The organism is Streptomyces sp. PTL18 (assembly GCF_059510295.1).
This window is the reverse complement of the sequence record NZ_JCAJZO010000002.1, coordinates 106,714-132,238: the sequence shown is the minus strand read 5'-3', so window position 1 is coordinate 132,238 and position 25,525 is coordinate 106,714. Positions and strand designations below refer to the sequence as shown.

24 protein-coding genes and 1 pseudogene are annotated in these 25,525 nt (G+C 70.4%); 11 read left to right on the top strand and 14 right to left on the bottom strand.

From position 1 onward, the window contains the following. Positions 1-156: 156 nt before the first annotated feature. On the bottom strand, positions 157-1,128 hold the full coding sequence (locus AC5WS8_RS05025) for an aldose epimerase family protein (protein ID WP_496102053.1): 972 nt from the start codon (positions 1,126-1,128) through the stop codon (positions 157-159). A 10-nt stretch (positions 1,129-1,138) separates the two neighbouring features. Next, positions 1,139-2,026 (bottom strand): SGNH/GDSL hydrolase family protein, encoded by an 888-nt coding sequence (locus tag AC5WS8_RS05020; protein WP_496102052.1) that lies wholly within the window; start codon positions 2,024-2,026, stop codon positions 1,139-1,141. Between the two features lie 203 nt (positions 2,027-2,229). On the opposite strand from AC5WS8_RS05020, the gene AC5WS8_RS05015 reads away from it, so the two are divergent. Continuing rightward, positions 2,230-2,724, top strand: a complete 495-nt coding sequence (locus AC5WS8_RS05015) for a DUF3145 domain-containing protein (RefSeq protein WP_496102051.1) — start codon at positions 2,230-2,232, stop codon at positions 2,722-2,724. A 99-nt stretch (positions 2,725-2,823) separates the two neighbouring features. On the opposite strand, the gene fabF is transcribed toward AC5WS8_RS05015, so the two are convergent. From fabF to fasR, 5 genes are all read right to left on the bottom strand, one after another. Next, a complete protein-coding gene (fabF, locus tag AC5WS8_RS05010) occupies positions 2,824-4,095 on the bottom strand; it encodes a beta-ketoacyl-ACP synthase II (protein ID WP_496102050.1) in 1,272 nt (423 codons plus the stop codon). Positions 4,096-4,215: 120 nt separating this feature from the next. Continuing rightward, positions 4,216-4,464, bottom strand: coding sequence for an acyl carrier protein (locus tag AC5WS8_RS05005; RefSeq protein WP_043440034.1), 249 nt, complete (start codon positions 4,462-4,464; stop codon positions 4,216-4,218). A 100-nt stretch (positions 4,465-4,564) separates the two neighbouring features. Then, positions 4,565-5,596, bottom strand: coding sequence for a ketoacyl-ACP synthase III (locus tag AC5WS8_RS05000; RefSeq protein ID WP_496102049.1), 1,032 nt, complete (start codon positions 5,594-5,596; stop codon positions 4,565-4,567). A gap of 16 nt (positions 5,597-5,612) precedes the next feature. Further along, positions 5,613-6,527, bottom strand: coding sequence for an ACP S-malonyltransferase (locus AC5WS8_RS04995; protein WP_496102048.1), 915 nt, complete (start codon positions 6,525-6,527; stop codon positions 5,613-5,615). An 89-nt stretch (positions 6,528-6,616) separates the two neighbouring features. Beyond that, positions 6,617-7,822, bottom strand: a complete 1,206-nt coding sequence (gene fasR / locus AC5WS8_RS04990) for a fatty acid biosynthesis transcriptional regulator FasR (RefSeq protein ID WP_496102047.1) — start codon at positions 7,820-7,822, stop codon at positions 6,617-6,619. An 81-nt stretch (positions 7,823-7,903) separates the two neighbouring features. On the opposite strand from fasR, the gene AC5WS8_RS04985 reads away from it, so the two are divergent. Further along, positions 7,904-8,587: a pirin family protein gene (locus AC5WS8_RS04985; RefSeq protein ID WP_496102046.1), complete on the top strand. Its 684-nt coding sequence runs from the start codon at positions 7,904-7,906 to the stop codon at positions 8,585-8,587. 467 nt (positions 8,588-9,054) lie between these two features. Here AC5WS8_RS04985 and AC5WS8_RS04980 read toward each other — a convergent pair whose 3' ends face one another. Further along, a complete protein-coding gene (locus tag AC5WS8_RS04980; RefSeq protein ID WP_496102045.1) occupies positions 9,055-9,876 on the bottom strand; it encodes a serine hydrolase domain-containing protein in 822 nt (273 codons plus the stop codon). 19 nt (positions 9,877-9,895) lie between these two features. Further along, positions 9,896-10,375 carry a GNAT family N-acetyltransferase gene (locus AC5WS8_RS04975; RefSeq protein WP_496102044.1) on the bottom strand — a complete coding sequence of 160 codons (480 nt, stop codon included), beginning with the start codon at positions 10,373-10,375 and terminating at the stop codon, positions 9,896-9,898. Between the two features lie 95 nt (positions 10,376-10,470). Here AC5WS8_RS04975 and AC5WS8_RS04970 point away from each other — a divergent pair, with 95 nt between their 5' ends. Both AC5WS8_RS04970 and AC5WS8_RS04965 read left to right on the top strand, forming a co-directional pair. Further along, positions 10,471-10,947, top strand: a complete 477-nt coding sequence (locus AC5WS8_RS04970) for a MerR family transcriptional regulator (protein ID WP_496102043.1) — start codon at positions 10,471-10,473, stop codon at positions 10,945-10,947. Further along, a complete protein-coding gene (locus AC5WS8_RS04965; protein ID WP_496102042.1) occupies positions 10,944-11,960 on the top strand; it encodes an aldo/keto reductase in 1,017 nt (338 codons plus the stop codon). The genes AC5WS8_RS04970 and AC5WS8_RS04965 overlap by 4 nt, the downstream gene beginning before the upstream one ends. Positions 11,961-12,107: 147 nt before the next feature. Here the strand turns inward: AC5WS8_RS04965 and AC5WS8_RS04960 are convergent, their stop codons facing one another. The 3 genes from AC5WS8_RS04960 to AC5WS8_RS04950 all read right to left on the bottom strand — a co-directional run bounded on the left by AC5WS8_RS04960 (position 12,108) and on the right by AC5WS8_RS04950 (position 15,136). Continuing rightward, positions 12,108-12,953, bottom strand: coding sequence for a DUF4429 domain-containing protein (locus AC5WS8_RS04960; protein ID WP_496102041.1), 846 nt, complete (start codon positions 12,951-12,953; stop codon positions 12,108-12,110). A 65-nt stretch (positions 12,954-13,018) separates the two neighbouring features. Continuing rightward, on the bottom strand, positions 13,019-14,236 hold the full coding sequence (locus tag AC5WS8_RS04955) for an alpha/beta hydrolase (protein WP_496102040.1): 1,218 nt from the start codon (positions 14,234-14,236) through the stop codon (positions 13,019-13,021). A 258-nt stretch (positions 14,237-14,494) separates the two neighbouring features. Continuing rightward, positions 14,495-15,136, bottom strand: a complete 642-nt coding sequence (locus AC5WS8_RS04950; RefSeq protein WP_496102039.1) for a TetR family transcriptional regulator — start codon at positions 15,134-15,136, stop codon at positions 14,495-14,497. Positions 15,137-15,248: 112 nt separating this feature from the next. Between AC5WS8_RS04950 and AC5WS8_RS04945 the strand changes: the two are divergent. Then, positions 15,249-16,472: pseudogene (locus AC5WS8_RS04945) on the top strand (DHA2 family efflux MFS transporter permease subunit); the annotation flags it as partial. Positions 16,473-16,491: 19 nt separating this feature from the next. Here the strand turns inward: AC5WS8_RS04945 and aceE are convergent. Next, positions 16,492-19,239, bottom strand: a complete 2,748-nt coding sequence (aceE, locus tag AC5WS8_RS04940) for a pyruvate dehydrogenase (acetyl-transferring), homodimeric type (protein WP_496102038.1) — start codon at positions 19,237-19,239, stop codon at positions 16,492-16,494. Positions 19,240-19,664: 425 nt separating this feature from the next. Between aceE and AC5WS8_RS04935 the strand changes: the two genes are divergently transcribed. From AC5WS8_RS04935 to AC5WS8_RS04910, 6 genes are all read left to right on the top strand, one after another. Then, entirely contained in the window at positions 19,665-20,102 is a 438-nt protein-coding gene (locus AC5WS8_RS04935) for a DUF3052 domain-containing protein (RefSeq protein WP_181139047.1), read from the top strand. A gap of 239 nt (positions 20,103-20,341) precedes the next feature. Continuing rightward, positions 20,342-20,800: a peroxiredoxin gene (locus tag AC5WS8_RS04930; protein ID WP_496102037.1), complete on the top strand. Its 459-nt coding sequence runs from the start codon at positions 20,342-20,344 to the stop codon at positions 20,798-20,800. Positions 20,801-20,956: 156 nt separating this feature from the next. Further along, positions 20,957-21,532 carry a TerD family protein gene (locus AC5WS8_RS04925; RefSeq protein WP_388572957.1) on the top strand — a complete coding sequence of 192 codons (576 nt, stop codon included), beginning with the start codon at positions 20,957-20,959 and terminating at the stop codon, positions 21,530-21,532. 276 nt (positions 21,533-21,808) lie between these two features. After that, positions 21,809-22,384, top strand: coding sequence for a TerD family protein (locus tag AC5WS8_RS04920; protein WP_496102036.1), 576 nt, complete (start codon positions 21,809-21,811; stop codon positions 22,382-22,384). 174 nt (positions 22,385-22,558) lie between these two features. After that, positions 22,559-23,707 carry a DUF475 domain-containing protein gene (locus AC5WS8_RS04915; protein WP_496102035.1) on the top strand — a complete coding sequence of 383 codons (1,149 nt, stop codon included), beginning with the start codon at positions 22,559-22,561 and terminating at the stop codon, positions 23,705-23,707. Between the two features lie 108 nt (positions 23,708-23,815). Beyond that, positions 23,816-24,547 (top strand): TerD family protein, encoded by a 732-nt coding sequence (locus tag AC5WS8_RS04910; RefSeq protein WP_496102034.1) that lies wholly within the window; start codon positions 23,816-23,818, stop codon positions 24,545-24,547. 33 nt (positions 24,548-24,580) lie between these two features. Here AC5WS8_RS04910 and AC5WS8_RS04905 read toward each other — a convergent pair whose 3' ends face one another. Then, positions 24,581-25,423: a TerD family protein gene (locus tag AC5WS8_RS04905; protein WP_496102033.1), complete on the bottom strand. Its 843-nt coding sequence runs from the start codon at positions 25,421-25,423 to the stop codon at positions 24,581-24,583. Positions 25,424-25,525 lie beyond the last annotated feature (102 nt).

Below are 25,525 nucleotides of genomic sequence, written 5' to 3'. Positions count from 1 at the left end.
GGTGCCGCATCAGGAAACGTTCGCCCCGTCGCGACGCCCGGCACGCTTCCCCACGTTCTTCGAGCAGGGGGTGCCCCCGGAGCACGCACCGGACGCCGCTCCTCGACGGGCAGACGCTGCCTGCTGCTTGACGGGCGAACGTTGCCTGCCGCGGCACTAGCGAACGGCGAAGCCGTAGACCGTCTCCGACCGGTACACCTCGCCCGGCCGCAGCCGTGTGCTCGGGAAATCCGGGCGGTTCGGGGAGTCGGGGAAATGCTGGGTCTCCAGGGCGATGCCGTCGCCGGGGGCGAACGGGGCGCCGAGGTGGTCGGCGGTGTACAGCTGGAGGCCCGGCTCGGTCGTGGATACGGTGAGCAGGCGTCCGGACGCCGGGTCGTGCAGCTCGGAGACCGTCACGGGAGTGCGCGTCACGCCCTTGTCGAGCACGAAGTTGTGGTCGTAGCCGGAACCCGCCTTCCGGGACTCCCGGAAGTCGAAGCGGCTGCCCTCGACGCTCTCCAGCGCCCCCGTCGGGATCAGGTCCGCGTCCACCGGGGTGTACCGGGAGGCGGCGATGCTCAGCTCGTGCCCGTCCGCGTTCCCCGAACCCGCCAGGTTCCAGTACGAGTGGTTCGTCAGGTTCACCACGGTCGGCGCGTCCGTGACCGCCTCGTACGCGATCCGCAGCGCGCCGTCCGCGTCGAGGGCGTACGTCGCCGAGACCTCGAGCCGGCCCGGGAAGCCCTCCTCGCCGTGCGGGCTGACCCGGGACAGCCGGACGCCGTGCTCCACCGGCTCCACGTCCCACACCCGTTTGTCGAAGCCCCGCGCCCCGCCGTGCAGCGCGTGGGGGCCGTTGTTCGGCTCCAGGGCGTAGGTCCGGCCGTCGAGCGGGAAGCGGGCGCCCGCGATGCGGTTGGCGTACCGCCCGACCAGGGCCCCGAGGTACGGTCCGGGATGGCGCAGATAGCCGTCCAGGTCCGGGAAGCCCAGCACCACGTCCGCCAGGGCCCCGTCCCGGTCCGGAACCGCGACCGACTGCACGATCCCCCCGTACGACAGGACGCGCACCCGCACCCCGCCCCGCTCCAGCGTCCAGCGGTGGACCGCCGTGCCGTCGGAAAGTGTGCCGAAAAGTTCGCTCATGTGGGGAACCCTAGGTCACGGGATCCTTGGCGGTGACGGCACGGTAGGCGATCTCGGCGAGTCGTGCCTGGCCGTTCGTGCTCGGGTGGAACCAGTCCCAGGGGCTCAACTGCGCGGGCCCGAAGCGGTAGTCGAACACCGCGTTGCCGTCGAAGCGGCATCGTCGGTCCTTCGCGCACACCTCCTTCAGGACCTTGTTGTACGCCTCCACCCGCGACTGCACCGTGGCGCGCCGCTGGGTGGACGCGGCGTCCAGCGCGTCCGCGTCGCCCAGCATCGACGGGCAGATGCCGAGCTTCCACACCTGCTTGCCGAGCGCGCTGGTGCGGCCCTCGGACCACAGCCGCATCAGGTTCGGCACGCTGGAGACGTACACCTGCGCCTTCGGCAGCGAGCGGCGCAGGACGGCCATCGCGTCCTCGAACTGCTCACGGAAGTCGTCGACCGGTGTCATCGCCGAGGGGGAGGAGCGGCAGGCGTCGTTGGCCCCCACCATCACCGTCACCAGCTCCGGCCTGCGCCGCACCGCCTGCGCGACCTGCCCGGCCAGGTCGGCCATCCGCGCCCCGGTCACCGCGTAGTTCCAGCTGCGCTCCGCGGCCCCGGCCGGCCCCAGCAGCCGTACGGCCAGGCTGTCGACGCCGCTGTCGGTACCCGTCGCCCACGACACCCGGGGGCAGTCGGACAGCACGGTGCAGGCGTCGAAGCCGCGCGTGATGGAGTCGCCGACGGCGGCGATCGAGTCGGGGGAAGGGTTCCAGACCGGCTTCGGGGACGGCCGTGACGACGCGGTGCCCCGCGCCCCGCTGCCGCCGGAGGCGTCGCATCCGGCCAGGCCCAGGACGGCCGCGACCGCGACCGCGGCGACGGCCCTCAAGCGGTGGCTTCGCTTCCGCATCCCTGGTCCCCTCGTTCGGCAGCGCTTCGAACACGCTGGGTCAGCCCCGCGTCCCCTTGGGTGAAACCTCGGCATTCCCGGGCAACGGGACCGACGGTACGTCACACTCCTCGGCCCGCCGCACGGTAGCCTCGCCCCGTGGCCGCCCTTGCCACGCCCGTTCCGTAAAGTTACAAGATGTCGCGGTCTGCCCGGAGGTTCAGGTGACGACACGTGGAGTCCTGTACGTGCACTCCGCGCCCCGCGCACTGTGCCCGCACGTCGAGTGGGCCGTCGCGGGTGTGCTGGGCACCCGTGTCAACCTCGACTGGATCCGGCAGCCCGCGGCCCCCGGCACCTGGAGATCGGAGTTCTCCTGGCAGGGCGAGGCCGGCACCGCCTCCAAGCTCGCCTCGGCGCTGCGCGGCTGGCAGCTGCTGCGCTTCGAGGTCACCGCGGAACCGTCCCCGAGCGCCGAGGGCGAGCGCTACAGCTGCACCCCCGACCTGGGCATCTTCCACGCGGTCACCGGCATCCACGGCGACATCCTGATCCCCGAGGACCGGCTGCGCGCGGCCCTCATCCGCTCCCAGCGCGGCGAGAGCGACCTGGAGGCGGAACTGGCCCGGCTCCTGGGCAAGCCGTGGGACGACGAACTGGAGCCCTTCCGGTACGCGGGCGAGGGCGCCCCGGTGCGCTGGCTGCACCAGGTCGTCTGAAGAACCCCTGACACCACGTGAGGGCCCCCACCGGGTCTGGGTTCCAGCGGTGGGGGCCCTTGAGCGTGTGACGGGAGACGCTCCCGCGTCCGTCCCGCGTCAGACCGTACGGAACGCGAGCACCACGTTGTGCCCACCGAACCCGAACGAGTTGTTCAGCGCGGCGATCCGGCCCTCGACGGGCAGCTTGCGCGCCTCGCCGCGGACGACGTCGGCGTTGGCCTCCGCCTCCGGGTCGAGGTTCTCGATGTTGATGGTCGGCGGGGCCACCCGGTGGTACAGGGCGAGCACGGTCGCGACCGACTCGATGCCGCCCGCGCCACCCAGCAGGTGACCGGTCATCGACTTCGTCGCGGACACCGCGATGTGGTCGGTGTCGTCACCGAACACCTTCCGCAGCGCCTTCAGCTCGGCGATGTCACCGGCCGGAGTGGACGTCGCGTGCGCGTTGGCGTGCACGATCTCCGCCGGGTCCAGGTCGGTGCGCTCCAGCAGGTTCTGCAGGGCGTGCGCGATGCCCCGTCCCTCCGGCTCGGGCTGCACGATGTCGTGGCTGTCGGCGGAGATGCCCTGCCCGACCGCCTCGGCGTACACCCGCGCCCCGCGCTTGGCGGCGTGCTCGGCGGACTCCAGGACGACCACGCCGGCACCCTCGCCGAGGACGAAACCGTCGCGGGCGACGTCGTAGGGACGCGAGGCGCCCTGCGGGTCGTCGTTGTTCTTGGACATCGCCATCATGTTGCCGAACGCGGCGATCGGCAGCGGGTGGATCGCGGCCTCAGTGCCACCCGCGACGACGACGTCGGCGCGCCCGGTGCGGATCATCTCGATGGCGTAGCCGATGGCCTCGGCGCCCGACGCGCAGGCGGAGACCGGGGTGTGCACGCCCGCACGGGCGCCCACGAGCAGGCCCACGTTGGCCGAGGGGCCGTTCGGCATCAGCATGGGGACGGTGTGCGGGGAGACACGGCGGACGCCCTTCTCCTTGAGCACGTCGTACTGGTCGAGCAGGGTCGTCACACCGCCGATGCCGGAGGCGATGACCGCACCGAGCCGGTCGGGGTCGACGCTCGAGTCCTCCCCGGCCTTGGCGGTGAAGCCGGCGTCCTTCCAGGCCTCCTGAGCCGCGATGAGCGCGAACTGCGCCGAACGGTCCAGACGGCGGGCCTGGGGCCGAGGGATGACCTCGGAGGGTTCCACGGCGATCTGCGCGGCGATGCGGACCGCCTGCTCGGCGGCCCACTCCTTCTCCAGGGGGCCGACGCCGGACTTCCCGGCGATCAGGCCCTCCCAGGTAGAGGCCGCGTCGCCACCCAGCGGTGTGGTTGCGCCGATACCGGTGACGACCACGGTGCGATTGGTCGAGCTCACGGGAATTCTTTCTCCAACGGATACGAGGATTCAGCGGCGCCACCGCCGGGTGGCGGGGCAACGGCCCGATGTCCGGGCCTACGGCCCGGGGTTGAGCTGTCTGCCCAGGTGATCGGTCGATCAGGCCTGGTGCTTGAGGATGTACTCGGCGGCGTCACCGACCGTCTTGAGGTTCTTGACGTCGTCGTCGGGGATCTTGACGTCGAAGCGCTCCTCGGCGGCGACGACGACCTCGACCATGGACAGCGAGTCGACGTCCAGGTCGTCGGTGAAGGACTTGTCCAGCTGGACGTCCTCGGTGGGGATCCCGGCGATCTCGTTCACGATCTCGGCGAGACCGGCGACGATCTCTTCCTGAGTGGCGGCCATGTCAGGCGCTCCTTCGTTGATATCCAGATGTGTGCACCCACCGCGTCAGCGGCAGGTTGTGCAGTTCCCGCACCGGACCGCGTGATCCGGCACGGAGTGCCTAGGGGAGGGTAACGACCGTGGCGGCGTAGACGAGACCCGCCCCGAAGCCGATGACGAGCGCGGTGTCGCCGCTCTTCGCCTCGCCGGTCGCCAGGAGCCGCTCCATCGCGAGCGGGATCGAGGCGGCCGAGGTGTTGCCGGTGGTGCGGATGTCACGGGCGACCGTGACGTGCTCCGGCAGCCCCAGAGTCTTCACCATCGAGTCGATGATCCGCACGTTGGCCTGGTGCGGGATGAAGACGTCCAGGTCGTCCGCGGTGATCCCGGCCGCGTCCAGCGCCTGCTGGGCGACCTTCGCCATCTCGAACACGGCCCAGCGGAAGACCGCCTGGCCCTCCTGCGTGATCGCGGGAAACCTGACGTTGCCCTCGCTGTCGAGCGGGAGCTGGGAGACGTCGCCGACCCGGAAGCGGCTCCACGGCACCGTCTGCTTGATGGTCTCGGCCTTGTCGCCCTCCGAACCCCACACCGTGGGGCCGATGTGCGGCTCCTCGGAGGGGCCCACGACGACCGCGCCCGCGCCGTCCCCGAACAGGAAGGCGGTGGCCCGGTCCTCCCGGTCCGTCAGGTCCGACAGCCGCTCCACGCCGATGACGAGGACGTACTCGGCGGAACCTTCCACCACCATGCCCTTGGCGAGCGTGAGGCCGTAGCCGAAGCCCGCGCAGCCCGCCGAGATGTCGAAGGCGGCGGCCTTGTTCGTCCCGAGCTTGTCGGCGATCTCGGTGGCGATGGCCGGGGTCTGGCTGAAGTGCGAGACGGTCGAGACGACGACGGCGCCGATCTGGCCGGCGGCGATCCCGGCGTCGGCGATCGCCTTGCCGGCCGCCTCGATCGACATCGCGGCGACGGTCTCCTCGTCGTTCGCCCAGTGCCGGGTCTCGATGCCGGAGCGGGAGCGGATCCACTCGTCGGAGGAGTCGATCTTCTCCAGGATCACCTCGTTCGGCACCACCCGGACCGGGCGGTACCCGCCGACGCCGAGGATGCGCGCGTACGGGGCGCCTGCGCGTGCCTTGATCTTCGACATGCTCTCGCTCTCCTGATCAGGCGCTGTGCTCGGCGATGAGCTCGCGAGCCGCGTCGAGGTCGTCGGGGGTCTTCAGGGCGAGGGTCTTGACGCCCGGCAGCGCGCGCTTGGCGATGCCGGTGAGGGTGCCGCCGGGGCACACCTCGATCAGCGCGGTCGCGCCCAGCTTCTCGAAGGTCTCCATGCACAGGTCCCAGCGGACCGGGTTGGCGACCTGGCCGACCAGGCGCTTGAGCACCTCGGCGCCGGTCTCGACGGTCTGCCCGTCCTTGTTGGAGACGTAGGTGACCTTCGGGTCGGCGGGCGTCAGCGCCTCGGCGGCGTGCGCGAGGGCGTCGACCGCGGGGGCCATGTGGTGCGTGTGGAAGGCGCCGGCCACCTTCAGCGCAACGACCCGGCGCACCCCCTCGGGCTTGTCCGCCTCCAGGGCGGCGAGCTGCTCCAGGGTGCCGGCGGCGACGATCTGCCCGGCGCCGTTCACGTTCGCCGGGGTCAGGCCGAGCCTGGCCAGGTGCGGCATCGTCGTCTCGGGGTCGCCGCCGAGCAGGGCCGACATGCCGGTGGGCGTGATCGCGGCGGCGTCCGCCATGGCCAGGCCCCGCTTGCGGACGAGGGTCAGCGCGGCGGTGTCGCCGAGGACGCCGGCGAAGGCCGCCGCGGTGATCTCACCGACGCTGTGCCCGGCGACGGCTCCGGGGGTGTCGGCACCGAGTGCCGTGGCGGACAGCAGCCCGGCAGCCACCAGCAGGGGCTGGGCCACGGCGGTGTCCCGGATGGCGTCGGCGTCGGCCTGTGTGCCGTAGTGGACGAGGTCCAGTCCGATGGCCTCGGACCACGCGCCGACGCGGTCGGCGGCGCCGGGGAGGTCGAGCCAAGGGGTCAGGAAGCCGGGCGTCTGGGCGCCCTGGCCGGGAGCGACGAGTACGAGCACTCTCACACTCTCTCTTGAGGACGGTCGGGGCCGCCCGTGGGGACAAGGACGAAGAACCGCAGGGGGTTTTGTGGGCCCCCGACAAAAGACTAGGTCTGGGGATCACCCTCGGCCAGACGCCCCAGGATCAGCGCGATCCGCAGCGTGAACGCGGAGCGTACATCAGAGGGCGACCAACCGGTGACGTCAGTCACACGTCGGAGCCGGTAGCGGACGGTGTTCGGGTGAACGAAGAGCATCCGTGCGGCGCCCTCGAGACTGGACGCCTGCTCCAGATACACGCTGAGCGTTTCCAGCAGCGCCGAGCCCGCCTCCTCCAGCGGTCTGTAGATCTCCTCCACCAGTTGCTCGCGCGCGCTCGGATCACCGGCGATCGCGCGCTCCGGCAGCAGATCGTCCGCCAGTACCGGGCGCGGCGCGTCCTGCCAGGCAGAACACGCCTTCAGACCCGCCGCGGCGGCCTGCGCGGACCGGGTCGCGGCCAGCAGATCGGGCACGATCGGCCCGGCGACGACGGGCCCGGCGGCGAACGGCCCGATCAGCGACCTGGCGACGGCGAGCGGATTGTCGCTCCCGCCCGCGATGACCACGAGCCGGTCCCCGAGCACCCCGGTGAGCACCTGGAGCTTGGCGTGCCGCGCGGCACGCCGAATGGCCTCGACGGTCAACTCGCTGTCACCGTCGGGCGCGGTCCCCAGCACCACGCACACATGTTCAGGCGAGTTCCAGCCAAGTGCGGCGGCCCGGCTGACAGCCCCCTCGTCGGCCTCCCCGCTCAGCACGGCGTTCACGACGAGCGACTCCAGCCGCGCGTCCCAGGCGCCACGGGCCTCGGCGGCCTGGGCGTAGACCTGCGCGGTGGCGAAGGCGATCTCCCGCGCGTACACGAGGAGCGCCTCGCGCAGCACGGACTCGTCACCGGGAGCGGCCACCTCGTCGATGGCGGACTCCATGACCTCGATGGTGGTGCGCACCATCTCCACGGTCTGCCGCAGCGTGATCGCCCTGGTCAGCTCGCGCGGGGCGGTCCCGAACACATCGGTGGAGATGGCCTGCGGGGCGTCCGGGTGCCGGAACCACTCGGTGAACGCGGCGATGCCGGCCTGCGCCACCAGCCCGATCCAGGAACGGTTCTCCGGAGGCATCGCCCGGTACCACGGCAGCGTCTCGTCCATGCGCGCGATGGCCTGCGCGGCGAGGCTTCCGGACGACTTCTCCAGCCGCTTCAGGGTCGCGGCGTGCGGATGGATGGAATGCGCTGCGGGCTCGGTGCGGCGGGCTTCGGGTTCGGGCACGGGGACAAGACTGCCTTATCGGGACGGGACCGTGTGGTGCGGGTCCCGGGAGGCGGCGGGTACGGGGCTACCGTGGGGGACGTGATGGACGTACGGCGCGCCGGCGAGCGCTACCGCGGAGGGGACCCGGCAGCCGGGATCGAGTCCCTGCACGCCTTCAGCTTCGGCCCGCACTACGATCCGGACAATCTCCGCTTCGGCGCGGTGATCGCCTGCAACGAGGAGCGGCTGGCACCGGGCGCCGGCTTCGACGAGCACCCGCACAGTCACACGGAGATCGTCACATGGGTGGTGGAGGGCGAACTGACCCACCGTGACTCCACGGGCCACACGTCGCTGATCCGCCCCGGCGACGTCCAGCGCCTGAGCGCGGGCGCCGGCGTCCGCCACGTGGAACGCAACGACGGGGACACCCCTCTGACCTTCGTCCAGATGTGGCTGTCCCCCCTGACACCCGGCGGCGACCCGGTGCACGAGGTCGTCCACGGCATCGCGGACTCCACCCCCTACGCGGTCCCTGAGGCCGGCGCGCTGCTGCACGTACGGCGCCTGGGGGCGGGGGAGCGGACGGCGGTGCCGGACGCTGCGTATGTGTATGTGCACGTGGTGCGGGGCGAAGTGCGTCTGGACGGGGAGGAACTGGGGGCGGGGGACGCGGCGCGCGTCACGGAGGCGAAGGGCCTGGAACTGGTTGCGGCAACGGGGGCGGAGCTTGTGGTGTGGGAGATGACGGATCGATGGTCTTCGGGGGCCGCGCCCATGTGAAGTTCGCCTGCGCCGTCGGCGACCGTCGCGTCCACGGGACGTTGCCGTCCGCCGCCTGCGAGCGCGGTACGGACGGCGCGACCTGCCCGGCACCTGCACCGCGTTCTCCGGCTCCCCCTCACCGGCTCCGGGGTCCTCGCGGCAGCCGGCGCCGCCGAACCGGCGCTGCCGGAGCTCGTCGCCGATGTGATGCGGCACGCACCCGGCCGTCGGTGCCGTACGCGCACTGCTGTACGTGCAGTGCCGTACGTGCTACCTGCTCATGCCCGGCGGTGTGCGGGTGGAGGTCGACGACGGTTGCCCGTGGCCGCCCGTTCGGGCGGCCGGGGACGCGCTCGCCGACAGCGGCCGCGCTCTGCTTCTCGTCGAGGCACCGACCGGTCGGTGGGGCGTGGCGCCGAGAACGGACGGGAGCGGCGAGACGGTGCGGTTCGAGTGCCCGGCCGAGGTGCCGGGCAGGGGCGCCGTCAGCCCCGTACCTCCGCCAGCACCGCGTCCGTGAACGGCGTCCACGTCTCGATCGCCCACGGCCCGAAGGCCCGGTCCGTCAGCGCCACGCACGCCACCCCCGCGTCCGGGTCGATCCACAGGAACGTGCCCGACTGGCCGAAGTGGCCGAACGTCCGCGGGGAGGACGAAGAGCCCGTCCAGTGCGGCGACTTGGAGTCGCGGATCTCGAAGCCGAGCCCCCAGTCGTTCGGGTTCTGGTGCCCGTAGCCGGGCAGCACCCCCTTCGTCCCGGGGTACTGCACCGTCATCGCCTCCGCCACCGTGCGCGGATCCAGCAGCCGCGGCGCCTGCACCTCCGCCGCGAACCGGGCCAGGTCCGCCACCGTGGAGACGCCGTCCTTCGCCGGGGAGCCGTCGAGGGTCGTGGACGTCATGCCGAGCGGCTCGAGGACCGCCTGCCGGGCGTACTCGGCGAACGGGATGTCCGTCGCCTTCGCCACATGGTCGCCCAGCACCTCGAACCCCGCGTTCGAGTACAGCCGCCGCTCCCCGGGCGCCGACGTCACCCGGTGTTCGTCGAACGCCAGCCCGGAGGTGTGCGCGAGCAGATGACGCACCGTCGCACCGGTCGGCCCGGCGGGCTCGTCCAGCTCGACGGCCCCCTCCTCGTACGCGACGAGCACCGCGTACGCGGCCAGCGGCTTGGTCACCGAGGCCAGCGGGAAGCGGTGGTCGACCGGACCGTGCGTACCGAGCACGGTGCCGTCCGCCCGGACGACCGCCGCCGCGGCGGTGGGAACGGGCCAGTCAGCGATCAGGGCCAGGCTCTGCAGGGGCATGTCCCCGAGCCTATGCGGCTCACAGCTGCAGCCGCATCGAGGGGTCGGGCTTGCGGACAAAGCCCAGGGAGGCGTAGAGGGGCTCCGCCTCGGCGGACGCGTTCAGGTCGACCTGAGGGACGTCCTGCTCGCGGAACCAGTCCAGCAGCTCCTCCATACAGGCACGCGCACAGCCCCGGCGGCGCACGTCCGGATCGGTGGCCACGCTGAAGACGTACCCGACCCGGCCGTGCGGATTGCCCGCCCGCCCGATCCGGTACTCGATCGTCCCGGCCGCCAGCGCCGCCAGCGCCCCCGGCCGCTCCGGATGGTCCACGACGAACGCCGCGAAGCCGCCGTCCGGGTCGGCGAGCCGGCCGCGCAGGGTCGGCAGGGACTCCTCGTGCCACTCGGTGGAGGAGGCGGAGGCATGCGCCGCGAAGACCGAGTCGATCATCACCTGGCGCAGGCGCAGCACTTCTTCGGCGTCCTCGGGCACGGCCCGGCGTACGAGACTCATGTCCGGCACGCTAGTCACAGTCTGTCGGGCCGGTCTCGCCGTTTTCATTTGTTCCGCTTGCTTGGAGTGCACTCGAAGGTCCTAGCGTGGAGGCCATGACGGTGATCGAGACCTTGGCCGAGGCGGCCGAAGACGGGACCGACATCTGCGGCGTACCGCCCGGGCGGCATCCCCGTCCCGACGGGCAGGACAGCTACACGATCAGCGAGGTCGTCGCTTTCACCGGCCTGACGGCGCACACCCTGCGCTGGTACGAGCGGATCGGGCTGATGCCCCACGTGGACCGCTCGCACACCGGACAGCGCCGCTACTGCAACGCCGACCTCGACTGGCTCGACCTCGTGGGCAAGCTCCGGCTCACCGGCATGCCCGTGGCGGACATGGTGCGCTACGCGGAACTGGTGCGCGCCGGAGACCACACCTACGCCGAGCGGTACGAACTCCTGGAGGCGACCCGGCGGGACGTGCTCGCCCGGATCGCGGAGCTCCAGGACACGCTCGCGGTGCTCAACCGAAAGATCGATTTCTACGCGGACGCCGGGCGTGCCCTGGCGTCGGAGAGGCCCCGATGACGGACAGCAGGATCTCGCAGGTGCGGCTCGGCGACGACGGCCCCGAGGTGGGTGTGCAGGGACTCGGCTGCATGGGCATGAGTTTCGCGTACGGCCCCGCGGACGCCGAGGAGTCGCGCGCCGCCCTGGAGCGGGCGCTGGAGCTCGGCGTCACCCTGTACGACACGGCGGACATGTACGGCGCGGGGGAGAACGAGAGGTTCCTGTCGCCGTTCTTCAAGGCGCACCGGGACGAGGTCGTCATCGCCACCAAGTTCGCGATCTCCACCTCGCCCGACGACCCGCTGACGCGGATCGTCCGCAACGACCCGCCCTACATCCGCCAGTGCGTCGAGGCGAGCCTGAGGCGCCTGGACGTCGACGTGATCGACCTCTACTACATGCACCGCCGGGACGTGAACGTGCCGATCGAGGAGACCGTCGGCACCATGGCGGAACTGGTGCGCGAGGGCAAGGTCAAGCACCTCGGCCTCAGCGAGGTCACCGCCGACGAGCTCCGGGCGGCGCACGCGGTGCATCCCGTCGCCGCGGTGCAGTCGGAGTGGTCGCTGTTCAGCCGGGACATCGAGGCCAGGGTGGTGCCGGCCGCCAAGGAGCTGGGCGTGGCCCTGGTGCCGTACTCGCCGCTCGGCCGCGGCTTCCTCACGGGCTCCTTCGCGAACGCGCAGACGGACCTCACGGAGCAGGACTTCCGCCGTACGATGCCCCGCTTCACCGGCGAGAACGCGGCGGCCAACGCCGCGCTCCTGGAGCCGGTCCGGTCGGTCGCGAAGGCCCACGGCGCCTCGCCGGCGCAGATCGCACTGGCCTGGGTGCAGCAGCAGGCCGTGGTGCGCGGCCTCGCGGTGGTCCCGATCCCGGGCACGACCAAGCGCCACCGCGTCGAGGAGAACGTCGGGGCCACGCGGATCGTCCTGACGGAGGAGGAACTGGCCCTGCTGGAGCCGATCGCGGCGAAGGTGGCCGGCGACCGCTACGCGGACATGACCTTCACGTCGGCGGGACGGGAGTAGGACACGCCTCGAGGGCGGGGTGGTGCGCCGCGATGGGGGTGCGGGGCTGTATCGATGTGCGGCTCCGCCGCCGTGGGCGCGACCAGCCACGACGCGGCCGCGGCGGACATCGCCCCGCACCCGGCAGGGCTGGTGCCTGTTGCGGCACTAGAGCTCTGCCAGCAGCTCCGCCTTCTTGACGGAGAACTCCTCGTCCGTGACGAGCCCCGCCTCGTGCAACTCACCGAGGTGCCGGATCCGCTCGGCGATGTCCGCCGGGTCCCGGCGGGCGGCCGGCACCACACCCGAGGCGGGGCCCGCGGCCCGCACCGCGGCCAGTACGGCAGCGGCGAACGGCAACGACTCATGGACGGGGCCGTAGCCGAGCCCGAACACCACGGCCGCCGGGTCCTGGTCCGGCTGAGCGGGCTGCCCGCCCTCCCGCGTCAGCAACCGCAGGTACCCGTCGAACACCTCGGGGGACCGCCACTCCACCCCGCTGAGGCCGGCGACCGGGAAACTCTGGTCGCCGGCCTTCCACTTGGCTGAGGACGCGCCCGTCCAGAACCACCGGAAGGACACCGCCCTGCCGTCGAAGGACGCCTTTGCGTCGTATGCCTTGAACTGCAGCGGCGCCTCGGGTGGCGCGACCAGGAACCGCTCGGCCGGGGTGCCGTCCGCGCCGATACGGGCGCGCAGCTCGTCCGCGTAGGCCTGCGCGAGCCACTCGCGGTCGGCGGGCAGGACCAGCCGGTAGGGGTCGCAGGTCTCCCTGAGCTGTCCGTCCGCCGCCTCCATCAACGGGTCGGCTCCGGGTCTCGGCACGGCGTGCAGGACCACGGTCCCGCGTCTGCCGGGGCTGAGGGTGACCCCCGCTATCGCCTCCAGGGGGATACGGCGCCGCCCGAGCGCCTGGAACAGCTTCGGAGTGCGGATCCCCCGTTCGAAGCGGATGAGCACGGAGTCGGACTCGAACTCCCAGACGGCATGAAATCCGGCCAGTACGTCACCCATGCGGCTCATCGTATGCGGCACGCGCTCCTCCGTCGCTCCCCGAGCAGACCGCAGTTCCTGGTCTTCTACGCGCGTCCGACGGGCGCGGTGCCGGGCAGATCCGCCCGGCACGCCTCATCGGCGTGTGCACAGTGCACCGTGTCGTAGGCGCCGACGCCGATCTCGGCGAAGTTGCGCAGGCTCTCGGTGCCCGGCGCGAAGTAGCCGGCGTGCCCCTGCGCCCCCTGCGCGGACAGCACCCGCGCGCCGAAGCCGCGGGAGACCGGGTCGGCGCCGTGGCCGAGACCCCCGACCTCCAGGTACGGCACGTCCTGGATCCAGTCGTCGGCGTCCCGCATGGACCACACCCGGGCCACGGTGTGCAGCCCGGCGGCCGACTGGGTGCGCATGCCGGGGCTGCCCGCCACCGCTATGTCGGACACCCGTGCGGGCAGCGTGTGCGCGGCGATCCCGCACAGCACCGAGCCGTAGCTGTGGCAGTACAGCTGGACGGACGAGCGGCCGGGCAGCGCGCGCAGCAGGGCGTTCAGCCGGACGGCGCCCTGCTCGGCGCGCAGCGCGGTCGCGGCCTCCACGCCGAGGCCGCCGGGCGCGGTGTAGTCGGCCCAGGCGATCACGGCGGTACGGGTACCGGGGCTCGCCGCGCGCTCCGCCGTGTACAGCGACTGGGCCATGCCGACCGGGGCCGAGTACTTGCGGTCGGTGCGCTCGAAGGTGAGCAGGTCGGTGTCGACGCCGGGCACGACGACCGAGATCCGCCGGGCGGAGTCCAGGTCGCCGAAGACCTCCGCGATGCGGCCCGAACCGTCCGGGTCGAAGGCGAGGATCTGCCGCCCCTTCTGCATCAGCGCCTCGAAGCGGTGCATCAGGCGGCCCGCCTCCTGGTGGCCCACCGGGGACAGCCGGTCGTCGTGCATCCGGGCGCGCTCGACCTTGCGCTGCTGGTCGAGGGCGATGCGGTTGGCCTGGTAACGCAGGCCGACGGGCGCCCCGTTCATGTTGCCGACCGCGAGCGGGTAGCGGTGGGCGAGTCGGGAGCGCTGGGGGGCGCTGAGCGATGAGAAGAAGCGGGCGAGGTGGGCGGGGGAGTCATCGGGATCCGGCAGCCCGTGCCCGGCGACCCTGCCGTGCTCCCACGCCGAACGCGACGCCTCGAGGGGCGTCGCGCCACGGTGGCTGCGCACGGCGGTCCAGCCGGTCGTCGCGAGCATCACGAAGACCACGGCCAGCGCGAGCAGTGCGCGCCAGACGTTGAGTTGCGGGGAGGTGTCGAAGGAAGTCACTGGAAGGACACACTAGGAGAACGAGAGGGTCTCGCGTTAACCGAGTGACACGTCTCACGTTTCTCGTATGTCAATTAGGGCAAAACGGGTAGGCTTTGCGTTCGATCGTCACGCTGGGTTGCTGAGGTGTGCGTCACTTCGCACGCACTGTCACCGCGGGGTCACCCGAGCGGCCGCCGCCCCACCCGTACGCATCGGCAATTCACTTGACGCCCACGTGGTCGACACGACATCAGTTCCCGCGCCAGGCGCAGGCCGTCACTCCGTGTGCCACGTGTCCGCCAACGTGGGGCGCAGGGCGTCGAGATAGGAGGCCGTCAGCCCGCGGATCGCGGCCACGCTGGGGTCGCCGCCCGCGCTCCACAGGCGTTCGGTGACCCGGATCACTCCGCCGAACACGGCCACCGCGACGCGCGGCCGAGGGTCCGTGTCCACGTCGACCCCCTCGCGCTGGGCGATGATCCGGGCGATCTCCTCCTCCAGCTCCGCCGAGCGCCGCAGATGGGTGGCGAAGAGGCTGGGCGTCGACTCGATCAACCGGTAGGTGCGCATGTGGAGTTCCAGGGGGACGATCCGGTCGATGGACTCGCCGATGCCGTCCCACCCCTCCAGCACCGCCTGCCGCAGCGCCTCCAACGGGGCCTCGTCGAGCGGGCGTCCGCGCAGCAGGTCCACGAAGTGCTCCTCCGCGACGGAGTGGGCGAAGAAGACGGCGTCCTCCTTGCCGGCGAAGTACCGGAAGAAGGTGCGCTGCGAGACGTCCACGGCCTCCGCGATGTCGTCGACGGTCGTCTCCTCGTACCCCCGGGTGGTGAACAGCTCCAAGGCGGCACGCAGCAGTGCGTCCCGGGTGCGCCGCTTCTTGCGCTCACGCAGTCCCGGCCGCGACGCCGTCTCCATCAGTCCTCATTCCGTTCATCCGCCCCGTTCACCCTATCCGGCAGTGGCGTGACAGTTACCGACTTGTGAACTGGTTTGTCAATTGTCAGTGGCTGTCACTAGCCTCGAACGCATGACTAGTCAGACCGTCGACACGACAGGGCCGGGGGACAGGGCGCCGGCAGCCCCGTCGGGCCCCGCGCCGGGCAGGGGACTGCGCGGGCACCCGTGGTTCACCCTGATCACCGTTGCCGTGGGGGTCATGATGGTGGCTCTGGACGGCACCATCGTGGCCATCGCCAACCCGGCCATCCAGAAGGACCTCGGTGCCAGCTTCGCCGATGTCCAGTGGATCACCAACGGCTACTTCCTCGCCCTCGCGGTCTCCCTGATCACCGCGGGCAAGCTCGGCGACCGCTTCGGCCACCGGCAGACCTTCCTCGTCGGCGTGACCGGCTTCGCCGCGGCCTCGGGCGCCATCGGCCTGTCGCACAGCATCGCCGCGGTCGTCACCTTCCGCGTCTTCCAGGGCCTGTTCGGCGCGCTGCTGATGCCGGCCGCGCTGGGACTGCTGCGGGCCACCTTCCCCGCCGAGAAGCTGAACATGGCGATCGGCATCTGGGGCATGGTCATCGGCGCCTCCACCGCCGGTGGCCCCATCCTCGGCGGCGTCCTCGTCGAGCACGTCAACTGGCAGTCGGTGTTCTTCATCAACGTGCCGGTCGGCGCCCTCGCCCTGATCCTGGGGCTGCTGATCCTGACCGACCACCGCGCCGAGAACGCGCCGCGCTCCTTCGACATCCTCGGCATCGCGCTGTTGTCGGGCGCGATGTTCTGCCTGGTCTGGGCACTGATCAAGGCCCCGGCATGGGGCTGGGGCGACGGGAGGACCTGGCTGTTCATCGGCGTGTCCGTGCTGGGCTTCGCCCTCTTCTCCTTCTGGGAGACGAAGGTGAAGGAGCCTCTGATCCCGCTGTCGCTGTTCCGCTCGGTGCCGCTGTCCGCGGGTGTCGTCCTGATGGTCCTGATGGCGATCGCCTTCATGGGCGGCCTGTTCTTCGTCACCTTCTACCTGCAGAACGTGCACGGGATGAGCCCGATCGACGCCGGCCTGCACCTCCTGCCGCTCACCGGCATGATGATCGTCGGCTCGCCGCTCGCGGGCGCGCTGATCACCAAGCTGGGCCCGCGCATCCCGCTCGCCGGCGGCATGCTCGCCACCGCGGTCGCCATGTACGGCATGTCCACGCTCAAGGCGGGCACGGGCAGCGCCACCATGGCGCTGTGGTTCGCCCTCCTGGGCCTCGGTCTGGCCCCCGTGATGGTCGGCGCCACCGAGGTCATCGTCGGCCGCTCGAGCCGAGCGCGATGTCACGTCACGCGTCGCCGCCCGCCGCGCCCGGATGCGCCGCCGTCACGTCCAGCAGCTGGTAACGGTCGATCGCCTGCTTCAGCACCGAGCGGTCGACCCTGCCCTCCTTCGCCAGCTCGGCGAGCACCGCGACCACGACGGACTGCGCGTCGATGTGGAAGAAGCGGCGCGCCGCCCCGCGCGTGTCCGCGAAGCCGAAGCCGTCCGCGCCCAGGGACTGGTAGGTGCCCGGCACCCAGCGCGCGATCTGGTCCGGAACCGACCGCATCCAGTCGGACACGGCCACGAACGGCCCTTCGGCACCGCTGAGCTTCCGCGTCACATACGGGACCCGTTGCTCCTCCTCCGGATGCAGCAGGTTGTGCTCCTCGCACGAAACGGCCTCGCGCCGCAGCTCGTTCCAGGAGGTCGCCGACCAGACGTCGGCCTTCACGTTCCACTCCTCGGCGAGGATCTTCTGCGCCTCGATCGCCCAGGGCAGGGCCACACCGGAGGCCATGATCTGCGCCGGGACGGAGCCCGCCGTGCCCTCGCTGAAGCGGTAGACGCCCTTCAGGATGCCCTCGACGTCCACGTCGGCCGGCTCGGCCGGGTGCTGGATCGGCTCGTTGTAGACGGTGAGGTAGTAGAAGACGTCCTCGCCGTGCGGGTGCTCGGGCGAGGAGCCGTACATCCGGCGCAGACCGTCCTGCACGATGTAGGCGATCTCGAAGGCGAACGCCGGGTCGTACGCCACGCACGCCGGGTTGGTCGACGCCAGCAGCTGCGAGTGGCCGTCCGCGTGCTGCAGACCCTCACCGGTCAGCGTCGTACGGCCGGCGGTCGCGCCGAGGACGAAACCGCGCGCCAGCTGGTCGGCCATCTGCCAGAACTGGTCGCCGGTGCGCTGGAAGCCGAACATCGAGTAGAAGACGTACACCGGGATGAGCGGTTCGCCGTGCGTGGCGTACGCCGAACCCGCCGCGATCAGCGACGCCGTGCAGCCCGCCTCGGAGATGCCGTCGTGCAGCATCTGCCCGGTCGGCGACTCCTTGTACGCGAGCAGCAGGTCCCGGTCCACGGCCTCGTACTGCTGGCCGAGCGGGTTGTAGATCTTCGCGCTCGGGAAGAACGAGTCCATGCCGAACGTGCGGTACTCGTCGGGCGCGATCAGCACGAACCGCTTGCCGAGCTCCTTGTCCCGCATGAGGTCTTTCAGCAGCCGTACGAACGCCATGGTGGTGGCGATGGACTGCTGACCGGAACCCTTCTTCACGGTCGCGTACGTCTTGTCGTCCGGCAGCGCCAGTGGCTTCGACCGCACGACACGCGTCGGGACGTACCCGCCGCACGCCTTGCGCATGTCGTGCATGTACTGGATCTCCTCCGAGCTCCGGCCCGGGTGGTAGTACGGCGGCGGGCCGGACTCCAGCTCCTTGTCGGAGATCGGCAGGTGCAGGCGGTCCCGGAAGTGCTTCAGGTCGCTGACCGTCAGCTTCTTCATCTGGTGGGTGGCGTTGCGGCCCTCGAAGTTCGGGCCCAGCGTCCAGCCCTTGATCGTCTTGGCCAGGATCACCGTCGGCTGGCCCTTGTGGGCCTTGGCCGCGGAGAAGGCGGCGTAGATCTTGCGGTGGTCGTGACCGCCACGGCCCAGATGCAGGATCTGGTCGTCGGTCATGTTCTCGACCATGGCGCGCAGCCGCAGGTCGTCGCCGAAGAAGTGATCGCGGATGTACGCGCCCGACTCGGTGGCGTACGTCTGGAACTGACCGTCCGGCGTGGTGTTCATCTTGTTGACCAGCACGCCGTCCCGGTCCTGGGCCAGCAGCGGGTCCCAGGAGCGGTCCCAGATCAGCTTGATCACGTTCCAGCCGGCGCCCCGGAAGACCGACTCCAGCTCCTGGATGATCTTCCCGTTGCCGCGGACCGGGCCGTCCAGGCGCTGCAGGTTGCAGTTGACCACGAACGTGAGGTTGTCGAGGCCCTCGCGGGCGGCGATCGTCAGCTGCCCGAGGGACTCCGGCTCGTCCATCTCGCCGTCACCCAGGAACGCCCACACGTGCGACTTGGAGGTGTCGGCGATGCCGCGCGCCTCCATGTAGCGGTTCATCCGGGCCTGGTAGATCGCGCCGATCGGGCCGAGGCCCATGGAAACCGTCGGGAACTCCCAGAAGTCCGGCATCGAGCGCGGGTGCGGGTAGCTGGAGAGGCCGTACGGCGCCTTGGACTTCTCCTGGCGGAAGCCGTCCAGGTGCTGCTCGGTGAGCCGGTCGAGGAGGTACGCGCGGGCGTAGATGCCCGGCGAGGCGTGCCCCTGGAAGAAGACCTGGTCGCCGCCGTCGCCCTCGTCCTTGCCGCGGAAGAAGTGGTTGAAGCCCACGTCGTACAGCGAGGCGGAGGAGGCGAAGGTGGCGATGTGGCCGCCGACGCCGATGCCCGGGCGCTGGGCGCGGGAGACCATGACGGCGGCGTTCCACCGGGTGGCGTTGAGGACCTTGCGTTCGATCTCCTCGTTGCCGGGGAAGAACGGTTCGTCCTTGGTCGCGATGGTGTTGACGTAGTCCGTGCTGCGCATCTCGGGCACGGCCACGCGCCGCTCACGGGCCCGCTCGATCAGACGGAGCATCAGGTAGCGGGCCCGCTCACGGCCGCGCTCGTCCACGGCGGCGTCGAGGGAGTCGAGCCACTCCTGGGTTTCCTCGGGGTCGAAGTCAGGAACCTGACTCGGAAGGCCGCCAATGATGATCGGATTGCGATCGGATCCGGAAGCCACGCTGTTCCTTACCTGTCAGAGGGCCACTTTTTCCTGTGCCTGCACCGGTCCCCATCGTGTACCTCGGGGAAGCGAAACGTCATCTCTACCGCGAGGTAACCACGGCGGCGGCCGGATGGTTCAGGGGCGGGCCCGATCAAAACGCAACGATACGCCCAGGCCGCGACGCGCCCGCAAAGTCATTCGGGACTCGTACCCGCGGATGATTCCGGAATGCGCAAACCGGGCAGAACGGTGTGGTGTAGGTCACCTCGCGGCGCGGTACCGTGCCTGGAGTTGCGGCGACACGGCCAGGATCGTCACCGTTTCGGCGGTCTGAACCGCCGGGTACTTGCGCGATCCGCCCCGCCCGTGTGGACTACGGCCAATGCTTCGCGTACGCGCGTGGCTGAGATACTCACCAAGACATGATCAGGAGGCAACCCGTGAGCGCGACCGCGGACCACGCGGAGGAGCGGACGAACCCTGCCGTCAGGCTGGGGTTCCAGCCCGAGCAGGTGGTCCAGGAGATCGGCTACGACGACGATGTCGACCAGGAGCTTCGCGAGGCCATCGAGGAGGTCATCGGCAGCGAGCTCGTGGACGAGGACTACGACGATGTTGCCGATGCCGTGGTGCTGTGGTTCCGCGACGAGGACGGCGACCTGACGGATGCGCTGGTGGACGCCACCACGTACGTCGAAGAGGGCGGTTCGATCCTGCTCCTCACGCCGAAGACCGGCCGAACGGGCTACGTGGAGCCCAGCGACATCTCGGAAGCCGCGACGACGGCGGGTCTGTCGGCGTCGAAGAGCGTCAGTGTGGGCAAGGACTGGAGCGGCTCGCGTCTGGTGACGCCGAAGGCCGCCAAGTCCAAGCGGTGACGCTCCGCCGAGCAGTGCGGTCGGCCGGGGTGACCCTCCCGGGTGCTGCGCACCCAGGTTCCCCATCGGCCTGACGGCCTCGTCCTCGCCCGAGCTCTTCGCGCAGGGGTCCCAGGACGGGTTGATCGGTGCCGGGCCGGGCTGAGACATCAGCTCGGCCCGGCCTCTCTCACCGCGTGCTCCGGTCGCTGCGTAGGGTGGTCCTGCCCCAACAGTCCCGTCGAAAGGGAAGCAGGACCATGGCGATCCAGGTCGGCGACAAGGCCCCCGACTTCGAGCTCAAGGACAACCACGGCGCGACCGTGCAGCTCTCCGACTTCCGCGGTCGGAAGAACGTGGTGCTGCTCTTCTACCCGTTCGCCTTCACCGGCGTGTGCACCGGCGAGCTGTGCGCGCTGCGCGACAACCTGCCGACGTTCGTCAACGACGACACCCAGCTGCTCGCCGTCTCCAACGACTCCATCCACACCCTGCGGGTCTTCGCCGAGCAGGAGGGCCTGGAGTACCCGCTGCTGTCCGACTTCTGGCCGCACGGCAACATTTCGCGCGCGTACGGCGTCTTCGACGAGGACAAGGGTTGCGCGGTGCGCGGGACCTTCATCATCGACAAGGAGGGCGTGGTGCGGTGGACCGTCGTCAACGGCCTGCCGGACGCGCGTGACCTGAACGAGTACGTGAAGGCGCTCGACACCCTGTGATGCCGTGCCGAAGGGTGCGTCCGAGGGGGCGCGCCCCTTCGGCTTACTTCGGTTCCAAGGCCTGTGGAGCGCGGGAACCCGTCATTAGGATCGACTCGTTGATCCGGTACATCGCACGACGGGGCTCCCCGCCCCTGGACACCAATGGAGGGACTCGTGGGAGTCAGCCTGAGCAAGGGCGGCAACGTATCGCTGACCAAGGAGGCCCCCGGTCTGACCGCGGTCCTCGTCGGACTCGGCTGGGACGTCCGCACCACCACCGGCACCGACTTCGACCTGGACGCCAGCGCTCTGCTGCTGAACTCGTCGGGCAAGGTGGTCAGCGACCAGCACTTCGTGTTCTTCAACAACCTCAAGAGCCCCGACGGCTCCGTCGAGCACACCGGAGACAACCTCACGGGTGAGGGCGAGGGCGACGACGAGGCGATCAAGGTCAACCTCGCGGCGGTGCCGGCGGATGTCGACAAGATCGTCTTCCCGGTGTCGATCTACGACGCCGAGAACCGCCAGCAGTCCTTCGGCCAGGTGCGCAACGCGTTCATCCGCGTGGTGAACCAGGCCAACCAGCAGGAGATCGCGCGGTACGACCTGAGCGAGGACGCCTCCACGGAGACCGCCATGGTGTTCGGCGAGCTGTACCGCCATGGCGCCGAGTGGAAGTTCCGCGCCATCGGCCAGGGCTACGCCTCGGGCCTGCGCGGCATCGCCCAGGACTTCGGCGTCAACGTCTGACGTCGGCGCGGCTGCCCACGGGCTCCGCGCCGCACGGCGCGGAGCCCGCGCGGGTGCCCCCTGCTCGGATGGCTCGGGGGAGGTTCGCACCGCCGAACGGCGGAGCCCACCCCCCGGGCACCGGAAGCCCCCGGGTACGTCAGCGGGCCTCCCGGCGGCCGCGCCGGCGCCGGCCCCGGCCGCCAGGGGTTTCCCTCGAACCGCCGGGGGAGAAACCACGACCACCGGGGGTCTCCGCTCCCGGGACGAAAAAGTACTCGGGGAGGAACAAGCACCATGGGCGTCACGCTCGCCAAGGGAGGCAACGTCTCCCTCTCCAAAGCCGCACCGAACCTCACGCACGTGATGATCGGGCTCGGCTGGGACGCGCGCTCCACCACCGGAGCCCCCTTCGACCTCGATGCCAGCGCACTGCTGTGCAGCGGCGGACGGGTCCTCGGTGACGACTGGTTCGTCTTCTACAACCAGCTCAAGAGCCCCGACGGCTCCGTCGAGCACACCGGCGACAACCTCACGGGTGAGGGCGAGGGCGACGACGAGACCATCCTGGTGGACCTCGCCAAGGTCCCGCCCCAGTGCGACAAGATCGTCTTCCCGGTCTCCATCCACCTCGCCGACGAACGCGGCCAGACGTTCGGGCAGGTCAGCAACGCCTTCATCCGCGTCGTCAACCAGGCCGACGGCCAGGAGCTCGCTCGCTACGACCTCAGCGAGGACGCCTCCACCGAAACGGCCATGATCTTCGGCGAGGTGTACCGCTACGGCGGCGAATGGAAGTTCCGCGCCGTGGGTCAGGGGTACGCGTCCGGCCTGCGCGGCATCGCTCTGGACTTCGGAGTGAACGTTTCGTAAAGGAGCCGTCCACTGCGTGCACCCCCGGTCTTACCCTCCCCGACCTGCGGTGTTCCGGTCCGGCTGGACCGCATGTCCCGGCCGGACCGGGATCCCTCTAAACTCTGTGGTCAACGTTGGGCAAAGCCGGGTACGGCGACGGGTAGCCCCGTACACATACGGATTGGGTAGCCAGTGCTTCTGAAAACCTTCGGCTGGTCGTTCGTGGTCACCGCGATCGGCTTGGCCCTGGCGGTCCTCTATGGGGGGTGGACCGCCTTCGGCATCGTGGCGATCCTCTCCATCCTCGAGATCTCGCTGTCCTTCGACAACGCGGTGGTCAACGCCGGAATCCTGAAGAAGATGAACGCCTTCTGGCAGAAGATCTTCCTCACGGTCGGCGTACTGATCGCGGTCTTCGGCATGCGACTGGTCTTCCCCGTCGTCATCGTCGCCGTCACCGCGAAGAAGAGCCCCATAGACGCCGTCAATCTCGCATTGACCGACAAGGACCAGTACCAGCAGCTCGTCACCGACGCCCACCCGGCGATCGCGGCGTTCGGCGGTATGTTCCTGCTGATGATCTTCCTCGACTTCATCTTCGAGGACCGGGACATCCAGTGGCTGCGCTGGATCGAGCGCCCGCTCGCCAAGCTGGGCAAGGTCGACATGCTGTCGGTCTGCATCTCGCTGATCGTCCTGCTGATCACCTCGATGACCTTCGCCGTCCACGCCCACCAGCACGGTGGCGCGCACGTCGACAAGGCGCAGACGGTGCTCGTCTCCGGCATCGCCGGCCTGATCACCTACATGATCGTGGGCGGTCTGTCCGGCTTCTTCGAGGACCGCCTGGAGGAAGAGGAGGAGCGGGAGCACGAGGAGGAGGAAGAGGCCGCCCGCAGCGGCAGGCCGCGCTCCGCGGTGATGCTGGCCGGCAAGGCCGCGTTCTTCATGTTCCTCTACCTGGAGGTGCTGGACGCGTCCTTCTCCTTCGACGGCGTGATCGGCGCGTTCGCCATCACCAACGACATCGTCCTGATGGCGCTCGGCCTCGGCATCGGCGCGATGTACGTGCGGTCGCTGACGGTCTACCTGGTCCGCCAGGGCACCCTCGACGACTACGTCTACCTGGAGCACGGCGCCCACTACGCGATCGGCGCGCTCGCCGTGATCCTCATGGTCACCATCCGGTACGAGATCAACGAGGTGGTCACCGGCCTCGTCGGCGTCGTCCTGATCGCCGCGTCCTTCTGGTCCTCCGTGCGCCGCAACCGCGCGCTCGCCGCGGCCGGGGGAAAAGCGACGGCCTCGGACGAGAAGACTGAGGTCTCGTCCGGGGTGTGAGGGCACGCGGGGAGAGGAACGCTCTGGGCGGGGCGGTCGCGGGGAGGCGTCCTCGGCGGCCGCTCCGCGGCTGTGGGACCTGTGGAACGTGTGGGTGAGGGGGCGGGCATGGGCTTCTGGGACGGTGTGTGGCGCGGACGGGCTACGGACTTCGACTCGGGCAGCGCGGCGACCAACGCGATCGAACTGACCAAGCGGCACCACCGGGTCTCGCTCACCAGGCAGGGCGCGGCGACCGGCAACCTGCGCATCAACCTGTCATGGCGGATGCGGACGTCCGACATCGGCGGCCCGGAGCGCGGCGGCCTGCTCCGCAACCCGCTGCGCTTCTTCACCCCCGATGTGGTGCAGGCGCACACCCAGAGCATGGTCAACGTCGACCTCGACCTGGGGTGCATGTACGAGCTGAGCGACGGCACGAAGGGCGTGGTGCAGCCGCTGGGCGGCTTCTTCGGGGAGCTCAACGACCCGCCGTACATCAAGCTCAGCGGCGACGACCGGTTCGGGTCCGGTTCCGGTGAGACGATCTTCGTCAACCTCGACCACCGGGACGACTTCAAGCGTCTGCTGATCTTCGTCTACATCTACGACCAGACGCCGGCGTTCGACCGTACGCACGCCCACGTCACGCTCTATCCCAGCAGCGGCCCCCGCATCGAGATCGGACTCGACGAACGCCATCCCCAGGCCCGCTCCTGCGCGGTCGTCCTCATCGAGAACGTCAAGGGCGAGCTCGTCGTCCGCCGAGAGGTGCGGTTCGTCTACGGCTTCCAGGCAGAACTGGACCGCCTGTACGGCTGGGGCCTGCAGTGGGGCCGGGGCTACAAGACCAAGGCGTGACCCGGCCGCGGGCGGTCGTGCCTCCGGTGCCTCCTACCCCTGGCGTCCGATGAACTGCGGCCCCTGCGGCGGCAGCCGGAAGTCGGGGTCCGGCACCGGCACAGCCGTCTGCGGATACCCGTACGCGGGCACCGGCGCCGTCTGCGGATACCCGTAGGCCGGCTGTGGATACCCGTAAGCGGGCTGCGCGGGCGCGGTCGCGGGCGCGGCCGCAGTGGCCGCCTCCGCCGGATACCCGTACGCCGCAGACGCCCCCACCGGCCGCTCCGGCGGCACCGGCGCCTCCGGTGCGGAAGCAGGCACCTCCGGCGCGGCGGGCGACGCCGCCTCCTCCGAGTCGTCCACCGAGATGCCGAAGTCGTTCGCGAGGCCCTTCAGCCCGTTGCTGTACCCCTCACCCAGCGCCCGGAACTTCCAGCTCTCCCCCCGCCGGTACAGCTCACCGCAGATCAGCGCCGTCTCCGCGCCCGTCTCCGGCTTGATGTCGAAGTGCGCCAGCGGCTCCCCTTCCAGCACCCCCGCGTCGTACAGCAGGATCCGCAGCCCCCGCACCCGGTCGAAGGGCACCTCGTCCGCCGAGGCGACCAGCAGGATCCGCCCCACTCCGGGCTCGACGCCCGCCAGATCCGTCTGGATCGTGTCGGTGAGCCCGTCCGACTCCCGCTTCTTCCCGAGCAGCCGTACCTTTCCGGACGGATGCCGGGGCTGGTTGTAGAAGACGAAGTCCTCGTCGGACCGCACGCGACCGTCGGAACCCAGCAACAGCGCCGAGGCGTCGACCTCGGGGACGCCCTGGCCCGGCGCCCAGCGCAGCACCGCCCGTACCGCTGTGGCCTCCAGCAGTACGTTCGACCCCTTCACCATCGCGTGCGTCATGCCGTCATCCTGCCCTCTCCGTCCTGGTCACGACAATGCGGGGGCCATCCCTCCGTATGCTGTCCGCGGTGCCGTCGCCACAGCCGGGTTACCTGAACTTCA

Coding starts and splice junctions, on each gene's coding strand:
- AC5WS8_RS04980 (WP_496102045.1), bottom strand. CDS start 9,876: ATGCCCCTGCAGAGCCTGGCCCTGATCGCTGACTGGCCCGTTCCCACC.
- AC5WS8_RS04930 (WP_496102037.1), top strand. CDS start 20,342: ATGGCGATCCAGGTCGGCGACAAGGCCCCCGACTTCGAGCTCAAGGAC.
- AC5WS8_RS05000 (WP_496102049.1), bottom strand. CDS start 5,596: ATGTCGAAGATCAAGGCACGCGCAGGCGCCCCGTACGCGCGCATCCTC.
- AC5WS8_RS04910 (WP_496102034.1), top strand. CDS start 23,816: ATGGGCTTCTGGGACGGTGTGTGGCGCGGACGGGCTACGGACTTCGAC.
- AC5WS8_RS04960 (WP_496102041.1), bottom strand. CDS start 12,953: ATGGGTGACGTACTGGCCGGATTTCATGCCGTCTGGGAGTTCGAGTCC.
- AC5WS8_RS04965 (WP_496102042.1), top strand. CDS start 10,944: ATGACGGACAGCAGGATCTCGCAGGTGCGGCTCGGCGACGACGGCCCC.
- AC5WS8_RS04975 (WP_496102044.1), bottom strand. CDS start 10,375: ATGAGTCTCGTACGCCGGGCCGTGCCCGAGGACGCCGAAGAAGTGCTG.
- AC5WS8_RS05005 (WP_043440034.1), bottom strand. CDS start 4,464: ATGGCCGCCACTCAGGAAGAGATCGTCGCCGGTCTCGCCGAGATCGTG.
- AC5WS8_RS05020 (WP_496102052.1), bottom strand. CDS start 2,026: ATGCGGAAGCGAAGCCACCGCTTGAGGGCCGTCGCCGCGGTCGCGGTC.
- AC5WS8_RS04970 (WP_496102043.1), top strand. CDS start 10,471: ATGACGGTGATCGAGACCTTGGCCGAGGCGGCCGAAGACGGGACCGAC.
- AC5WS8_RS04905 (WP_496102033.1), bottom strand. CDS start 25,423: ATGACGCACGCGATGGTGAAGGGGTCGAACGTACTGCTGGAGGCCACA.
- AC5WS8_RS04950 (WP_496102039.1), bottom strand. CDS start 15,136: ATGGAGACGGCGTCGCGGCCGGGACTGCGTGAGCGCAAGAAGCGGCGC.
- AC5WS8_RS05025 (WP_496102053.1), bottom strand. CDS start 1,128: ATGAGCGAACTTTTCGGCACACTTTCCGACGGCACGGCGGTCCACCGC.
- AC5WS8_RS04920 (WP_496102036.1), top strand. CDS start 21,809: ATGGGCGTCACGCTCGCCAAGGGAGGCAACGTCTCCCTCTCCAAAGCC.